We start from the raw sequence: 15,069 nt of genomic DNA on the forward strand, positions 1-15,069 counted from the left end.
GCATGAAAACTTTCACGAAGCAAGCCTCGGCAGCTCGTCACGGTCGGCCGATCGGGCCAGGTCGCGCTGAGCGGCGATCGGTATTATCCGCACGGCGGTACAACGGAGGAGTACGCATGCAGCCGGAAGGCCTATACAGGTTCACTCACGCGCTCGGCGGGTCTCCGGTGGGAAAGGCATGGGCCGCGACCGATGAGCACGGCCGGCTCGTCACCGTAGCGGTGCTCGACGCCGCAGTCGCCGAGACGCCCGGGTGGCGCGAGGCGTTCGCGGCGGCCGCTGAGTCGCTCGGCGAGATTTCCGAGGATTTCACCTACACCTACGCCGACTTCTCGGCCGCCGCGCCCTGGGTGGCCTACCCGGCCGCCGCCGGCTCCAGCGCGGAGATGCTGTTTCGGGCCCTCGGTGTGGACTACACGCCCGTTCCCACGTCCGCCCCACCGTCGGTCTCCGCCGCGCCCACCTCGGCGCCGCCGGTCTCCGGCATACCGCAGCAGGTCAGCGGCCCGCCGATACCGGTCTCCGGTGCACCCGAGCCGGCGGCGCACATGTCACAGGTCGCCTGGGCGGCGCATTCGGCACCGGTCTCCGGGCAGCCGGCGGCCACGCAGCCCGCCTTCGAGGCCCAGTCGCCCGCGCCGGTGGCCGGCAGCGTGCCACCACAGGACCCGTTCGGCGCACCCGGACGGCGGATCCAGCCCTCGGAGGGGCCCAAGCAGCGGATCGGTCCCCTCGTGGCCGTCATCGCGCTGATCCTGGTGGCGGTCATCGGTAGCGGCGTCGGAGTCTGGGCGGTCTCGACCGGCAGCCCCAGCGGGTCGACCGGTGCGCGGCCTGAGCCGACCGCCAGCCCGGCGGCACCCGGTCTGAAGCCGTGGGCCGAGGCGATGCTGCACAGCCCGGAGGAGCGGGCTCTCGCGACGGCCGCACCCTCGATGGTCTTCGTGGAGGTCATCCTGACCGGCTACGTTCGCAACAAGCAGGGCAACACCCTGCTGCGGCAGCAGCCGGTCACGTTCAACCGTCGATGCACAGGCTTCGTGGTCAACCACGACGGGCACGTGCTGACCAACGGCCAGTGCGTACAGCCGACGCCCGACATCATGCTCTCCGGTGCGCTCTCCGCCCTCGCGAACGCTCTCGTCAGCGAGGGCACGCTCAAGCCCGCTGACGTCAACTCCTTCACCCGCTCCCGGATGAAGACGACGGCCTTCACCGGCGAGTCCCCGTCGTCGCCACCCGAGGTCAAGGTGTACGGCCAGCTCAACGTGGCCAAGGGCAGCGCGACGGCCGCCCCGGCGATCGGCGCCACGGTGGTCAAGGCGCTCCCCCTGGAGGAGGGCAACCTCGCCGTGGTGAAGCTGGCCCAGGAGAACCTCCCCGTGGCCGAGGTGAACACCGGGGCGACGATCGCCGAGGGCAGCCCGTTCGTCGTCATGGGCTACAACACCAGCGACACCAACTTCCGGGACGCCACCTACACCGTGGTCTCCAAGCCGGTCACGGTCACCTCGGTGGGCAACCAGCCGACCGGCCCCATCTACCGGATCAACGAGGACATCGGCATCTACTCGCGCGGCGGCATCGCCATGGACGCCGAGGGCCGGGTCATCGGCATGCTCGACAACGACATCCTGCGACCCGACCGTGCCAACCGGGTCGTGGTGCCGGTGTCCACCATGGTGGGACTGCTGAGCGCGGCCGGGGTCAACAACAGCCTGGGAGAGGCCGACCGTCTCTACCGCAGCGGGCTCGAGGCCTACTTCAAGGGCGATCTCGGCACCGCCATCGACCGCTTCGACCAGAGCAACGCCACCTCGCCTGCCAACGCCCTGGCGCAGGCGTACCGGCAGGCCGCCGTCGACAGCGGCGGTTCGAAGGCCGGCACGTCGGAGCGTCCCGCGTGGGCGGTGCCGCTGCTCGCCGCCTCCGGCGCGATCGCAGTGGTCGGCCTCGCCGTCCTGGTGGTGCTCATCGTCCGCCGTCGCCGAGGCTCCTGGGGCTGACCGTTCCGGTCCGCCCCGGCACCCGCCCGCGCGGGCGGGTGCCGAGGTCTCGGCGGAATCTACCGGCGGCGCATCCGCGGCGCCCCGGCGAGGTACGGCGCGAAGGGCGTGCGCAGAGCCAGCAGCGCGAACCCCCACGGCAGCAGCAGAGCGGCTGCGAAGTCGAAGAGGCCACCCTGGGCCGGCGTGCCCAGGACCCACAGGACGGCGGCGTGACTGAGCACCACGGCGATGCCGCACGCGGACAGCGCGCCGATCACGGCGGACGCTCGTTGCCGGAGACGACCGTCGAGCGCCTCGGCCAGCAGGATGAGGCCGGCGCTGATCAGGACGGCGGTCAGCACGCCGAGCCCGGGACGCCCGAAATCGCCGGCCTTCATGTCGAGCGGCGTGCTCAGACCGGAAACGACCAGGGCGGCGCCGAGCACGAGCAGCAGGACGCCGGACCCGGCTGACAACCGTGGCCGCACCTGGCGGAGCAGCCGCCCGGCCAGTACGAACACCAGACACGCGGGTACGAGGAACACCCCGAGGGGCCCCGCCGTCACCGCCTCCGGCGACACGTAGGCGACCACGAGCCCGACCAGCGCAATCCCCCACGCGACCGCGACCGGCAGCCGCTCCAGCAACCGGTACGCGACCGCGAGCAGGAAGAGGACCGAGACGAACCAGAAGGCGGAGAACGGACGCATGGCGGCGCTGCCGCCGTAGATCGCGTCGGCGAAGGTGCCCGATGCCACCCGCCCGGTCACCGCGTCGGCGGCGAGCAGCATCGCGATCAGCAGCAGGAGCCAGGTCAGGTACGGCACACCGAGAGTCGGCCACCGCCGCTGCCACTCCACACGCAGTGGACGCCCGGGCTTCCACAGATAGCCCGTGAGGAGGAAGAAGACCGGCACGTGCCAGGTGTAGACGGCCGCCCGGGTGACGTCGTCGCTCCGGACATGGCCGATCACCACAGCGGTGATACCGGCGACACGCAGCAGATCGATGCCGGCGGACCGGGTGGCGACCGGTGCCGTGGTGCTCGTAGCGGCCATGGCGCGCATCATCGCAGACGGGGTGTTCCTCGTCCGGCCCTGCCCCGGTCCACCTCGCGCCGCTCGGTGAGCCACCCGACGAGTTGCTCGGTCGCCGCCCGAGAACCCTTGACGCGCTGGTCGGCGACCGCGGGAACGGGCGATCGCATAACCTTGCGGCGACGAAAGCGCCGGCCGCGGAGGTCCAAGGGTGTCCGATCCGTTCTCGACCGTGATGCGCCGTCGGCGCACCGCGCGGTTGGTCTGGGTTGCGCTTGGCGCTCTCGGCGTGCTCGTGGCCTGCATCGCCGCAGCCGCGTGGGCTGCCGGGGATGCGGCGTCGCCGCGGGCGACGGCGACCGCTCCGACGCAACGGCCGATCCCAGTGGACGGCACGTCCTGCGCGGCGAACGTCGGTTCGATGAGCGAGTTCACTCCGTTGGCCGAACTGAACCTGCCCGAACGCGCCAACTGGCTCGGCCGGACACCGCCCTACACATTCGACCGGAGCCGTATCGCGGCGGCCGGAGCGTTCGACCGGGTCGGGTACTGCCTCGAACTCCGGGGGCCCGGCGGTGTGCAGTGGGTCTGGTCGGCCATGGAGCCCTTCACCAGGGACGCGGGCCAGCTCGGTCTGCCGACCCGCGAGGGGCAGATCGTCCGGCAACGCGTCGATGATCTGGAAGTGGCGTCCAACGTCGCCGGCCTGCAGACCGGTACCGGGCTGTCCGGGTACCTGGAGATGTGGCCCAACTCGTACGGCCCCGACAGCTCCGGCCAGATCGCCGGGGCCTCCGCCGGCACCTTCGACGCCGACGACGACGTCCTGCCAGCCCTGCGCTACGGGTCGTTCCAAGTGCATCTGGTCGGCTCCGACCGCCCGTCGACGTCCGCCCCACAGACCGTCTTCGCCATCAACGGGTACACCTCCACCGGCGGCCCGCTCTCGGTCGGCATCGGCTCGGCGCCGCGCGGCAACAGCGACTGGACGTTCGCCGGCAACGCCGGCTCCTGGACCGAGCGCCGGCTGACGGTCTACGCCCGGTCCGCCCTGCTCGACGTCGACCGGCACCCGGAGGACCGGCAGTTGTACCCGAGGGACGCGGCGAACGGAGCCACGGTCACCGTTGCCGGCAAGGTGCGTGACTCCCGGGTCAAGGAGATTCGTCTTCAGGTGACCAGCGATCAGGACCGCTGGGAGGACCGGGCCCAGGTGACGACCGGGGGTGAGTTCTCGTTCGAACGCCGGATCACGGCCGCTCTCCGGGACTACCGGTTCGAGCTGCGCGCCGTCGGCGAGGGCCTGGATCGCCGGGTCGGCCTGTGGGAAGGCGTCGTCGCGGGGGACGTCTACATCATCCAGGGCCAGTCCAACGCGGTATCGGCGCCCCACCAGGGCTCCTCGGCAGGCGAGGAGTCACCGTTCATCCGCAGCTACGGTTCCAGCACCCCGGATCCGGGCATCTCCGCCGCGGATCGGAGTTGGCACTACGGGGTCAGCGAGGCGATCAGGCAGCCGGGGTCGGTCGGTCAGTGGGGGATACGGATGGCCCACCAGATCGTCGACACCTACCGCGTACCGGTGGCCATCTTCAACGGCGCCGACAACGGCAGGTCGATCTGGTTCTTCCAGCGCAACGACGCGGATCCCGGCGACCTCGAGACCAACTACGGCCGGCTACGGCAACGGCTGATCGGCGCCGATGTCATCGGACAGGTGCGGGGGGTGTTCTGGTACCAGGGTGAGTCGGATGACAACAACGTCTCCGCGCACCTGACCGGATTCAGCGCGCTGCTCGCCGACTGGCGCCGCGAGATCGGGCGGGAGGTCGCGGGTGGCAGTCGCTACTACGTCTTCCAGGTGCGCACTTCGCCGTGCGGTGACAGCAGCAAGACCCAACTGCGGGAGGCCCAGCGCCGCCTCGGCGACACCTCGGGCGTGACGGTGCTGTCGACCACCGGGCTCTCCGGCCACCAGGGCTGCCATTTCGCCTGGGAGCAGGGCTATCGGGAGCTGGGCGACCACACCTTCGCGGTCGTGGCGCGCGATCTGTACGCAGGCCCGAGCGACGGCGTGCTTCCCCCGAACCCGCAGTCGGCGGCATTCGCCGACGCGGCGCGTACGGAGCTGGTCATCCGGCTGCGCGCCGACGATGTGCTGACGGTCGATCCGGGTGTCGGCGCCGACTTCCGGATCGACGGCTCCACCGTCACCGTCACCGACGTGCAGTACCGCGACGGCGGGCAGTTGGTGCTGCGCCTGTCCGGCTCGGCCGACGGGGCGACCGGGGTCAGTTACCGGGGCCACTCCGGCGCCGGGCCGTGGATCGCCAACGCGACCGGCGCCGGCCTGCTGGCCTTCGACCGCCTGCCGATCGGTGGCGCTTCGAGGTAGCGCGCGGGCGCCGCCGGTCCGACTGGCGGCGCCCGATCCCGTCAGCGTCGCAGCGTGGCCCACAGTCCGCTCGGCCGGTCGGCCGCCGGGGCTCCCGCCGCCGGCTCAACCGCGGACGCCGACGACGACGTGACGGTCAGCATCAGTACGACGAGGATCCACGACAGCCCGTCGACGGAGAGCGGGTTCCACACGACCTCCGTGAACGAGTAGACGATGAGCAGCACGAGGGGTGCCTTGGCGGTGAAGGCACGACCGTCGAGAACCTTGCCGTGCAGCAGGGCGGTCGCCCAGAGACACCAGATCACGAGCGCCACCAGACCGCCCGAGAAGATGGCCAGCACGTAGCCCGAGTGGAAGAAGTGGGTCGGGGCTTCGCCGATGTCCCGCAGGTGGTACCACTTGGAGACGCCGACGCCGGCGGCCGTACGTCCCTCGATGTACTCGCGGGCGGCGATCCAGATGTTGCCCCTGTTGCTGAGGGTCGTCTTGGATGCGCTCCACATCAGGTAGCTCGCGAAACCGGCCGCGGCGATCGCCATGGCGGCGCAGAACGCGAGGTGGATCCGGACGAACCGCCGCCACCGTTCGAGCAGGAAACTGCCGAGCACCCAGGCGCCCACCGCCGCGATGGCCAGATAGCTGGTCCGGGAGCCGGTAGCGACGACGATCAGGAGGCAGAACGCGGCGGCCGCCACCAGCTCCGCCCGCCGCAGCACGCAGAGGCTGGCGACCAGCGTGAACGACGCGAGCAGCGCGATGTAGTTCTCGGAGTCGTAGAAGCTCTTGAAGAGGCCACCCGCCAGGGAACATTTCTCCAGCTTGCCGGCGGTGCATGCCCGCCACGCCGCGTCACCGGAGAACAGGGCGGGGATCGTCATGACCGCGAGGACGGCCAGCCCGGTCCAGGTCATCGCCCGCACGTCCAGTGCGATGTCCCGCGACATCAACAGCACGGCGAGCAGCAACAGCCCGGACGCCGCGTACGCCACCAGCCTCGAACCGTAGAGCCCGGTGCCGGTGAGGACGTCCACGGCGAAGCACCAGGCGAGCAGTGCGCCCGCGGCGATCAGCGACATCCGGCGCCAGAGGTCGGCGGGTCCGCGAACGCTACGGCGGCCGGTCAGGACCAGCCAGCCGAGCAGGCAGAGCACCAGTACGCCGATGAGCGCCGAGCTGCGGTCTCCGGCGAGCACCGGGGCGGCATTGGTGAGCACCGCGAACGCAACCAGCGCGACCGCGGTCCCGCTACCGCCGAACGCCGCGGCGACCCGCCGTCTGGTGACCGCCAACCAGGCGGCCACCGCGATACCGCTCGCGGTGAGCAGGAAGCTGAAGAGGATGCGCACCTCATGCCCTTTCTTTTTGCAGCGTCGGTTGCGGCGACGTGACGGCCTCGGTCTGCGGGTCGCGGCGCAGCGCGGCGATGACGCAGCCCCACAGCAGCACCGCGAGGAGCGCGTCGCAGACCAGGCTGGACACGATCGCCCCCTGCCAGCCGTAGCGTGGGATGAGCCAGACGTTGAGGGCCGCGTTGACGACGCCGACGATGATCTGGCAGACCGTCCGGCGGGCCTGTAGCCGGCTGCCGGAGAGGGTGTCCGCGGCGAGATAGTGGATCGTTTTCAGCACGACGAGCGCGCTCAGGCCCTGGAGGGCAGGGGTGGCAGCGTCGTACTCGGGCCCGAAGACCAGGGGCATGGCCCACGCGAAGGCGACGAGCAGGACGGCGGTCGGAACGCTGATCAGCAGGTACCGCGGCATCAGCGTGCGGGCGTATCGGAGCGCGGCCCTGGGGCCGTCCCGTCCCGTCTCGAAGAACCGCGGGTACGCGACAGCGGCCATGGAGCGGACCGGCGTGTAGGCGAAGTCGATGACCCGGTAGGCGGCCGCGTAGATGGCCGCGTTCTCCGTGGTACTGAGGCGCGACAACATCACCTTGTCGATGTCGTTGTACACGGTCTGTGCCGACAGGCCGACGGCGAAGAGCATCCCGGACCGTGATTGCGCGAGCGAGCCCCGGAGGTCCAGCGGGATCCGGCCCGCGCCGCGCAGGCCGTACCAGACCAGGAGCAGACAGATGATCGCGGAGGCCACGGTGGACGTCACCGCCCACTCACGGATGGTGATCGGCTCGGGTGCGAGCGCGAGTGCCACGGCGCCGGCCAGCCGGCCGAGGTGCAGCAGCGCGGGCACGACCGACGCGAGGAAGATCCGGCCCCGAGCCTGTACCGACGCCGCCACCGCCTCGATGAGGCGCCAGGCCACCAGGTCCGCGACGGCGAGGCCGAACACGTCCAGGAGGCTCACCTCGGCGCCCCAGATCACGACTGCCGCCACCCCGACCAGCGCCGTCGCCGCGGTGCCGAAGATCAGCGACAGGAGCAGGCCGCGCGCGAGATGTCGGGCCCACTCACCCGGCGCGTCGGCGTGGTTCTGAAAGATCAGGCTCGGCGCGCCCGCCGACGCGAACGGTGACACCACCGCGACCAGGGCGGTCACGCCGACGAACAGCCCGTAGGTGTCGATCGACATCTCGCGGGCCAGGAGGACGAAGAGAACCCCCTGAGCGGCGGTGCGGAGCAGGGTTCCGCTGAAGAACTTCCCCGACTTCCGCAGGAAACCGTCGTGCCCGCCGGAGAGCAACCGGCGCAGGAGCCGGGGCCTGCCGTTGTCGTCCGCGATCGGGCCGGATGCCGTGCCGCCGGTGTCGGAAGCGAGGGTCATGTCAGCGCCTCCACCCACCGGCGGCTCACCTCGGCCGGATCCAGCAATTCGCTGCGCGCCTGCCATGCCTTCTCGAAGTCGCACCGGGTAGGCCGTTCCGGGCCTGTCATCCGCAGCACCGCGTCAGCCAGGGCGGCGGGCGTGGTGTCCGCGGCCAGGGTCCCGGGCACGTGCGTGGGGATCAGCTCGTCCAGCGCGGGTACGGGCAGGGCCGCGACGGGTAGCCCGGCCTCCGCCGCCTCCACGAGGCTGAACCCGAACGTCTCCGCGCGGGACGGGTGCACGAGCAGGTCCGATCCGGCCAGCAGGTCGCCGACCCCGGGGACCCGGCCGAGGAAGGTCGTACGCCCGGTCAGGCCCAGGTCACGCGCCATCCCCTCCAGCATCTGCCGTTCCTGGCCGTCGCCAGCCAAGGTCAGGTGGTAGCGCGGCGGCAGCAACGCGAGCGCGGACAGCGCGCAGGCGTGGTTCTTGTACGGGCGGAACGCGGCGGTGGTGAGCAGCTGGATCCGCTCGGGGTCGAAGACGTCGCGCGGCGCGACGAACGAGCTGGGCGGCATCGGATTCGTGATGGTCACGACCGGCTGCCCCGGCACGAGAGCCCGGACGGTCTGCGCCACGCCGTCCGACACCGCTACGACGAGTCGTGGCCGTAGCGGCTGCAGCCGGGTGATGCGGGCGAGCGTGCGTACCCGTCGGTCGATGCGCAACCGCTCCGGCAGCAACGAATGCTCCCAGGCCACGAAGCTCCGGCCGGACCCGGTCAACGCGGCGCCGACCGGAACGCTTCCCCACAGCCCGCTGGCGACGATCGTGCTGTCCGAGGGAAGGGCCTGCAACCGCCGTCGCAGCGGCGGGACCGCCTCCATCAGCCGGGTGATCCGGGACCCGAGCCCCAGCGAGTCGATCGCCAGGTCGTCGAGTCCGGCCGGAACCTCCCGCGACAGGACTGTCGCCGAGACCTCCACACCACGTGCCCGGAGGCCCCGCATGAGGAGCGCTGCGGCGCGCTCCATTCCGTAGAACGGTTCGAGCTGGGGCAGTACGAAGTGCAGACGCATCAGGGGGCCGAGTCCAGGAGAGGGGCAGCATCGGAGGTGACACGCGACTTTCGCATGGCGATGCGCTCCAGGGTGGCTCGGGGTACCAGCCCGAGCGCGGCCAGCACCGCGTTGCGGGCGGACGGGGGAGTGTTCCGCCGGATGGCACGCACCATCTCCCGAATCCCCGCCCTGTCGCGGGCTTGGAGGGCGTAACGCAGTGTCTGGGCGGCGATGAAGTCGGAGAAGGTCTCCGGGGACCAGACTCCCTCCCACCGCTGCGCCCAGTGCCACGACGTCCGCCAGTCCGCGCTTGCCGAGATGGAGCCGGGACTGCCCACGGTGTAGATCGCGGTAGCCTCCTCCACCTGGACGATCCTCACCGACGGGATGCGCGCGGCCCGGACCAGCCAGTCCCAGTCCTGATGGCGGGGCAGAGTCTCGTCCCATGGGCAGCGGGTGGCGAGTTCGTGCGTCGTGAGCAGCGTCGACGTCGGCAGGGACTGCCGACCCACCCCGAGGCGTCGCCGGCGGAACAGGTAGTCCTCCGGGTAGGCGCCCTCGGAGATGAGAGCGACGGGCGTGGCGGTCGGCAGCGGAGCCGCTCCGTCCTTGCGTTGCAGGACGCGAGAGGAGACGACCGGGAGCCGGCCCGCTGCGGCCAGCCGCTCCAGCGCGGGCACCTGAACCTTCAGCTTCGTGGGCAACCAGGCGTCGTCGTCGTCGAGGAACGCCACGTGGCTGCCCGGCGCCGCATGGGCGACCCCCAGGTTCCGTGCGAACGAGCCCCGGCGACCGCCACCGGTGCAGACGATCTCGTCGATCTGCCCCCGGAGTTCCGCCACGGACGGCGGCACGTCGGCGAGGTCGCACACGACCACGATGTGTACGGACACGCCTTCCTGGGCGCGGGCGGACATGACAGCTTCCGCGAGGCTGCTTCGGCCGGTCGTCGGAATGACGACCGAAACATCCGGCATCTCAATCTCCATGCAGTTCAGGGGCCACGAGGTGGCTGATCGGGCGGCGCAGGGTGAAGGTCAGCGACCGCCGCCGCGGAACACCTCGGACACCGTGCGCAGCAGCACCTTCGCGTCCAACCACAGCGACCAGTTCTCGATGTAGTAGTTGTCGAACCGGGCACGGTCGGAGATCGGGGTGTCCCCCCGCAGGCCGCTGACCTGAGCCAGGCCGGTCAGCCCCACCGGGACGCGGTGCCGCATCGCGTAGTGCGGGTACTCGGCGGAGAACTTCTCCACGAAGTAGGGCCGCTCAGGCCGGGGACCGACCACGCTCATGTCGCCCCGCAGGATGTTCCACAGCTGTGGTAGCTCGTCCAACGACGTGCGCCGCATGAACCGACCGATCGGCCCGACCCGCCGGTCGTGCGCGATGGACCAGTTCGTCTGCGACTCGTGCTCGTTCACGGGACGCATGGAGCGGAACTTGACGATCCGGAACGGCTTGCCGTCACGGCCGATGCGCTCCTGGTAGAAGAAGATGCCGCGGCCACCCTCGAGGAAGATGGCGATGGCGCACAGCAGCAGCACCGGGCTGAGCAGAAGAAGCGCCAGCGCCGAGAAGACGATGTCGGACGCGCGCTTGAGGCCCCAGCGGAAGCCCGAGAGGGTGGTGCTGCCGACGCGGACGATCGGGATCGCGCCGATGTGGTCACCCTGGGAGCGTGAACCCCAGAGCCGGGGCACGGCCCAGAGGTCGCAGCTCGCGGTGCCCGGCCGGCGCAGGATCTGCGTGAGGAACGCCTCCGAGCACTCCGGGTCCGCGATGATGAGTACGTCACATTCGACGGTCGTCACGAGCTGCTCGAGCTGGTCGAACGTGCCGATCAGCGGAAGCGAGCCCGGGCCGCGCCTGGCCGTCGTGTCGACGCAGCCGGTGAACCGCAGACCGTACCGGGGGTAGCGGCGCAGCAGCCGGGCCAGCTCCACCGCGGTCGGGCCGCTTCCGATGATGATCGTGTTGTGCTCCACCCAACGACGCTTGCGCGCGATGGTGGCCAGCTCTCGGGTGACCATCCGCCCGATGACGACCAGCCCCGCGGAGAGCGCCACCCCCCGCACGAACCCGCCCACGTACTGGGCGGATTCGTGACGCAGGGCCGCGATGATGGCGACCACCGCTCCCGCGGCGAGCAGCCGACCGGAGATGCTCGGCAGCTCGTCCAGGATGCTGACGTGGCGTCGCGCCCGGTAGAGCCCACCGGCGGCGAAGATCGCCACAGTCAGGCCCGCCATGACCAGCGTCCCCCGCCAGTAGTGGTGGGTCAGCAGCAGGGGCGCCAGCAACGCGGCGACGTCGACCGGTGCGGTCAGCATCCAGGCACGCAGCCAGCGCGTCCGCTTGGAGGCGCGGGAACCGGCGTAGGGCAGCACCGCTGTCACATCGAGACCCGGCTGTCCCACCCGGTCGCCGGTGCCGCCGCCGGCCGGCGCGGTCTCCCGTGTCCGCTGGCCGGGTGGGCGCGTGTATTCGTCCTGGTCAGGCCTTGTCAGCAGGGCTTGCCGTGGCGGATCCTCTTCCTGCACCTCGCCTGTTGCCTGGTCGGCCGCAGCCGCATGCCCTGACATGGTCGTTCCTCCCCGTGAACCGCCCCCGAACCGCACGCCATGGCGTCCGGGCGACCGAAGGATACGACCGGCTACGTTGCACCACCAGAGCCATACAGGCAGTCAGATTTCCTACTTCCCGGCGGCGAGAATCTCCGCTACCGCGTCACGTCGAACAGCGTCGTAGAAGGACTTGACCTTCTTCTCGTCGGCGAACACGACGCTCTCGGTGCCGACCCGTCCGGTTCCCTTGGTCGGACTCGTGACGAAGGTCAGGTTGTTGCCGCGTACCCCACGCATCTGACTCGCCATGTCGAGCAGCGACATGTTCTTGTCGATGGAGACGGAGTCGGAGGTGGCCTGAAGGAACGAGTTCAGCTTGCCGGGGTTCGTGAGCAGACCGCCGGAGGCCGCCTTGTCCAGAATTGCCTTGATGACCTGCTGCTGATGCCGGATTCGGGCGAAGTCACCGTCGGCGAACTGCTTGCGCTGGCGCGAGTAGTCCAGCGCCGCTTCCCCGTCCAACTTCTGCATCCCCTTGTGGAAGTTGCGGAACGGGGGGTGGATCGAGGTGAAGTTCTTCTCCACGTCGACCTCGACGCCGCCCAGGGCGTCGATGATCTCCTTGAATCCGGCGAAGTCGATGATCGCGACGTGATCGACGCGGACGTTCGTGAACTCCTCCACCGTCTGAACCATCAGCGGGACGCCACCCCAGGCGTACGCCGCGTTGATCTTCGCGTCGCGGCCGCCGTGGCCGTTCTTGGACTTCGGCACGGGTACCCAGGTGTCCCGTGGAATCGAGACGAGTTGTGCGCTCGACCGGTCCTTCGGCAGGTGAGCCAGGATGATGGTGTCGCTGCGGGAGCCGCCGGTGCTCTCCGGGTCGCGGGAGTCGCTGCCCAGGATCATGATGTTCATCGCCCCCTTGACCACCGGCTCGGGGCGGGACTCCACCGGTACGTCCTCGAACGCGTCGACCCGGTCGATGCCGGACTCCACCGAGCGCAGGTAGAGACCGCCGGCGACCACCGCGCCCCCACCGAGCAGGAGGACCACCACCAGACTGATCAGGACGACCCGCCGCCAGCGGCGGCGCCGGCGCGGCCGCTCCGGGCCGCCGGTCGGTTCCGGAGAGGGGGTCACCCCCGAAGGCTCCGCGTCGAAATCTGTGGTCTGTTCATGTCGGCGCATGGCGCGATGCTACTGATTCGGGCAACGAACCGTGCACCCTCGTCCGGCCGATCCGGTCCACCAGCCGGTCGGTTGCCGCCCGCTCGATCGGCCCGTTTCCACCCGTCACCGTGCGGTGGGCGCGCTCGCGCTCCGACGGGCGGTGAGAGGCGGGTGAAGCGGCTCGACCGGGGAGACCCTGCGCAGCCAGCTGCCGACCACCGGTACCCCGGCGACGGCACCGGCGTGGCATGGTGAGCGGATGCGCCTGAGCACCATCCACACCTACCCGGTCAAGGGCTGCCACCGGCTCGACCACGACGGCACGCAGGTACTGCCGTGGGGCCTGGCCGGTGACCGGCGCTGGATGGTGGTGGACGCAGACGGCGTCGGCGTCACCCAGCGGGAGACCCGCCGGCTGGTCGGGCTGCACGCCACGCCCCGCGACGGCGGCCTGCTGTTACGGGCGGACGGGCGACCCGACCTGGACGTACCCGAGCCGGCCGGCGGCGAGCCCGTCGCGGTGCGCACGTTCCGCAGCCGGAAGCTGCCCGTATCGGCCCTGGCCGCCGGGCCGGCCGCGGACGACTGGCTCGGCGCGCTGCTCGGCCGGCCCGTGCGGCTGGTCTTCCTGGCCCGGCCCGCCCGGCACCTCGCCGCCGACGAGCGGGAACACGACACCGGCGACCAGGTGAGCTTCGCCGACGCCTACCCACTGCTGCTGGCCAACGCCGCCTCGCTGACCGCGCTCAACGACTGGCTCGCCGAGGCCGGCGAGGAACCGGTGCCGATGAGCCGGTTCCGGCCCAACCTGGTCGTCGAGGGCGCGCCCGCCTGGGCCGAGGACGACTGGGTGGGCCGGCCGCTGCGCATCGGCGAGGTGACGTTCGGCGCCGCCGGGCCGTGCGACCGCTGCGTGGTGACGACCATCGACCAGGAGACCGGGGTACGCGACCGGGAGCCACTGCGCACGCTCGGCCGCTACCGTAACGTGCGGCAGAAGCTCCTCTTCGGACTGCACCTCGTGCCGACCGGGACCGGCGCGCTGAACGTCGGCGACCCGCTGACGCCTGGCGCCTGACCGCGCACGTCGTACCGCGAGCCCCGCCCCGGGCCGAGCCGCCACCGGCACGACTCAGGCCGGGGTGATGAGAGCCGCGAGCACCCGCCAACCGTCGTCGGCGTCGTAGACCCACGTCCGCGTGTATCGCAGCCGGGCCGCGAAGGCCGAGCCGTTGAACGTGCCCGCCACCCGTCCGACGAAGAACGTCACACCGGTGGTGCCCTCGACGAGCAACTCCACCTGCTCCTCGACGAGCTCGTCGATCACCGACGTCCCGCTGTGGTACGCGACGAGATCGTCCTGCTTGCCGTACCTCCCGCCGTCGGGGCCGACGGCGACCAGTTGATCGCTGAGCAGTTCGTCGAGCGCGGCGACATCCCCGGCCCGCTGCGCGGCCTGGAGGCGGCGCTCCGCGCCCAGCAGGGCCGCCTCGAGTTCGCTGTCCGGCACGGTGTCGCCCTCCTGACCTGCCATCCGCCGACGTCCGGCGGGTCTGATTGTGGCAGGAGGCGGGTGGCCGGCGGGCCGGATCTACCGTCCGGAGTCGGGGCTGGCGACGGGCGCGAGGTCGAGCCACATGAGGACCTCGTCCCGGTCGTCGCCGGGCGCCACCCGCAGCGCGCGGGGCAACCGGCCGATCTCCTGGTAGCCGAGTCGGCCGTAGAAGCTGTCGAGTCCGAGCCCGTCCCGCAGGGTCACGTGCAGCGCCTCGAAGCCCAGCTCCCGGCCGATCCGCTCGGCCTCCCGCATCAGCTCCGACCCGTACCCCTTGCCCTGGGTGTCGGGGTGGACCATCACCCGCTTCAGCACGCACCAGTGCGCCTTGAGCGCGAACCGGTTGTCGGCGAAGATCAGCGCGGCGACCGGCCGGTCGCCCTCGTACCCGAGCAGCAGGCGGTCCGGCCCGTCGGTGATCCCGGCGAACGTCGGTTCGGCGAGGGCGCGCACGTCGGCGGCGGTCACCGGCGGCACGAAACCGACCGCCCCACCGGCGTTGCTCACGTCCGCCCACAGCGTCACGATCTGTTCGCGCAGCTCAGGGGTCAGCTCGGGGCCGAGTACGAAGCGCAGACTCACAC

Annotated in this window: 12 protein-coding genes; 3 read left to right on the plus strand and 9 right to left on the minus strand. The window is 70.9% G+C overall.

What is annotated here, in order from left to right; all coding sequences use genetic code 11:
• Positions 1-167: 167 nt before the first annotated feature.
• Complete coding sequence (locus tag BXA10_RS11765) at positions 168-2,006, plus strand: trypsin-like peptidase domain-containing protein (RefSeq protein ID WP_076470358.1); 1,839 nt, start codon at positions 168-170, stop codon at positions 2,004-2,006.
• A 59-nt stretch (positions 2,007-2,065) separates the two neighbouring features.
• On the opposite strand, the gene BXA10_RS11770 is transcribed toward BXA10_RS11765, so the two are convergent.
• Positions 2,066-3,046: an acyltransferase family protein gene (locus BXA10_RS11770; RefSeq protein ID WP_175649176.1), complete on the minus strand. Its 981-nt coding sequence runs from the start codon at positions 3,044-3,046 to the stop codon at positions 2,066-2,068.
• A 400-nt stretch (positions 3,047-3,446) separates the two neighbouring features.
• Here BXA10_RS11770 and BXA10_RS11775 point away from each other — a divergent pair, with 400 nt between their 5' ends.
• The gene (locus BXA10_RS11775; protein WP_084752632.1) at positions 3,447-5,420 is read left to right on the plus strand and encodes a sialate O-acetylesterase; all 1,974 of its coding nucleotides are present in this window, start codon (positions 3,447-3,449) and stop codon (positions 5,418-5,420) included.
• A 41-nt stretch (positions 5,421-5,461) separates the two neighbouring features.
• Here the strand turns inward: BXA10_RS11775 and BXA10_RS11780 are convergent, their stop codons facing one another.
• From BXA10_RS11780 to BXA10_RS11805, 6 genes are all read right to left on the minus strand, one after another.
• Positions 5,462-6,769 (minus strand): O-antigen ligase family protein, encoded by a 1,308-nt coding sequence (locus BXA10_RS11780; RefSeq protein ID WP_076470361.1) that lies wholly within the window; start codon positions 6,767-6,769, stop codon positions 5,462-5,464.
• A gap of 1 nt (position 6,770) precedes the next feature.
• Positions 6,771-8,147 carry a lipopolysaccharide biosynthesis protein gene (locus tag BXA10_RS11785; RefSeq protein WP_076470362.1) on the minus strand — a complete coding sequence of 459 codons (1,377 nt, stop codon included), beginning with the start codon at positions 8,145-8,147 and terminating at the stop codon, positions 6,771-6,773.
• Positions 8,144-9,208: a glycosyltransferase family 4 protein gene (locus tag BXA10_RS11790; RefSeq protein ID WP_076470363.1), complete on the minus strand. Its 1,065-nt coding sequence runs from the start codon at positions 9,206-9,208 to the stop codon at positions 8,144-8,146. Before BXA10_RS11790 ends, BXA10_RS11785 begins: the two co-directional genes overlap by 4 nt.
• A complete protein-coding gene (locus BXA10_RS11795) occupies positions 9,208-10,179 on the minus strand; it encodes a glycosyltransferase (protein WP_076470364.1) in 972 nt (323 codons plus the stop codon). The genes BXA10_RS11790 and BXA10_RS11795 overlap by 1 nt, the downstream gene beginning before the upstream one ends.
• 48 nt (positions 10,180-10,227) lie before the next feature.
• Positions 10,228-11,775, minus strand: coding sequence for a sugar transferase (locus BXA10_RS11800; protein WP_084752639.1), 1,548 nt, complete (start codon positions 11,773-11,775; stop codon positions 10,228-10,230).
• Between the two features lie 111 nt (positions 11,776-11,886).
• On the minus strand, positions 11,887-12,948 hold the full coding sequence (locus BXA10_RS11805) for an LCP family protein (protein WP_084752641.1): 1,062 nt from the start codon (positions 12,946-12,948) through the stop codon (positions 11,887-11,889).
• Positions 12,949-13,189: 241 nt separating this feature from the next.
• Here BXA10_RS11805 and BXA10_RS11810 point away from each other — a divergent pair, with 241 nt between their 5' ends.
• The gene (locus tag BXA10_RS11810) at positions 13,190-14,008 is read left to right on the plus strand and encodes an MOSC domain-containing protein (RefSeq protein ID WP_076470365.1); all 819 of its coding nucleotides are present in this window, start codon (positions 13,190-13,192) and stop codon (positions 14,006-14,008) included.
• Positions 14,009-14,062: 54 nt separating this feature from the next.
• Here BXA10_RS11810 and BXA10_RS11815 read toward each other — a convergent pair whose 3' ends face one another.
• Together BXA10_RS11815 and BXA10_RS11820 are read right to left on the minus strand one after the other, a co-directional pair.
• Entirely contained in the window at positions 14,063-14,464 is a 402-nt protein-coding gene (locus BXA10_RS11815; protein ID WP_175649178.1) for a nuclear transport factor 2 family protein, read from the minus strand.
• 57 nt (positions 14,465-14,521) lie between these two features.
• Positions 14,522-15,067 (minus strand): GNAT family N-acetyltransferase, encoded by a 546-nt coding sequence (locus BXA10_RS11820; protein ID WP_076470366.1) that lies wholly within the window; start codon positions 15,065-15,067, stop codon positions 14,522-14,524.
• Positions 15,068-15,069 lie beyond the last annotated feature (2 nt).

The sequence above is a fragment of the Micromonospora avicenniae genome (assembly GCF_900156065.1).
GTDB lineage: Bacteria > Actinomycetota > Actinomycetes > Mycobacteriales > Micromonosporaceae > Micromonospora > Micromonospora avicenniae.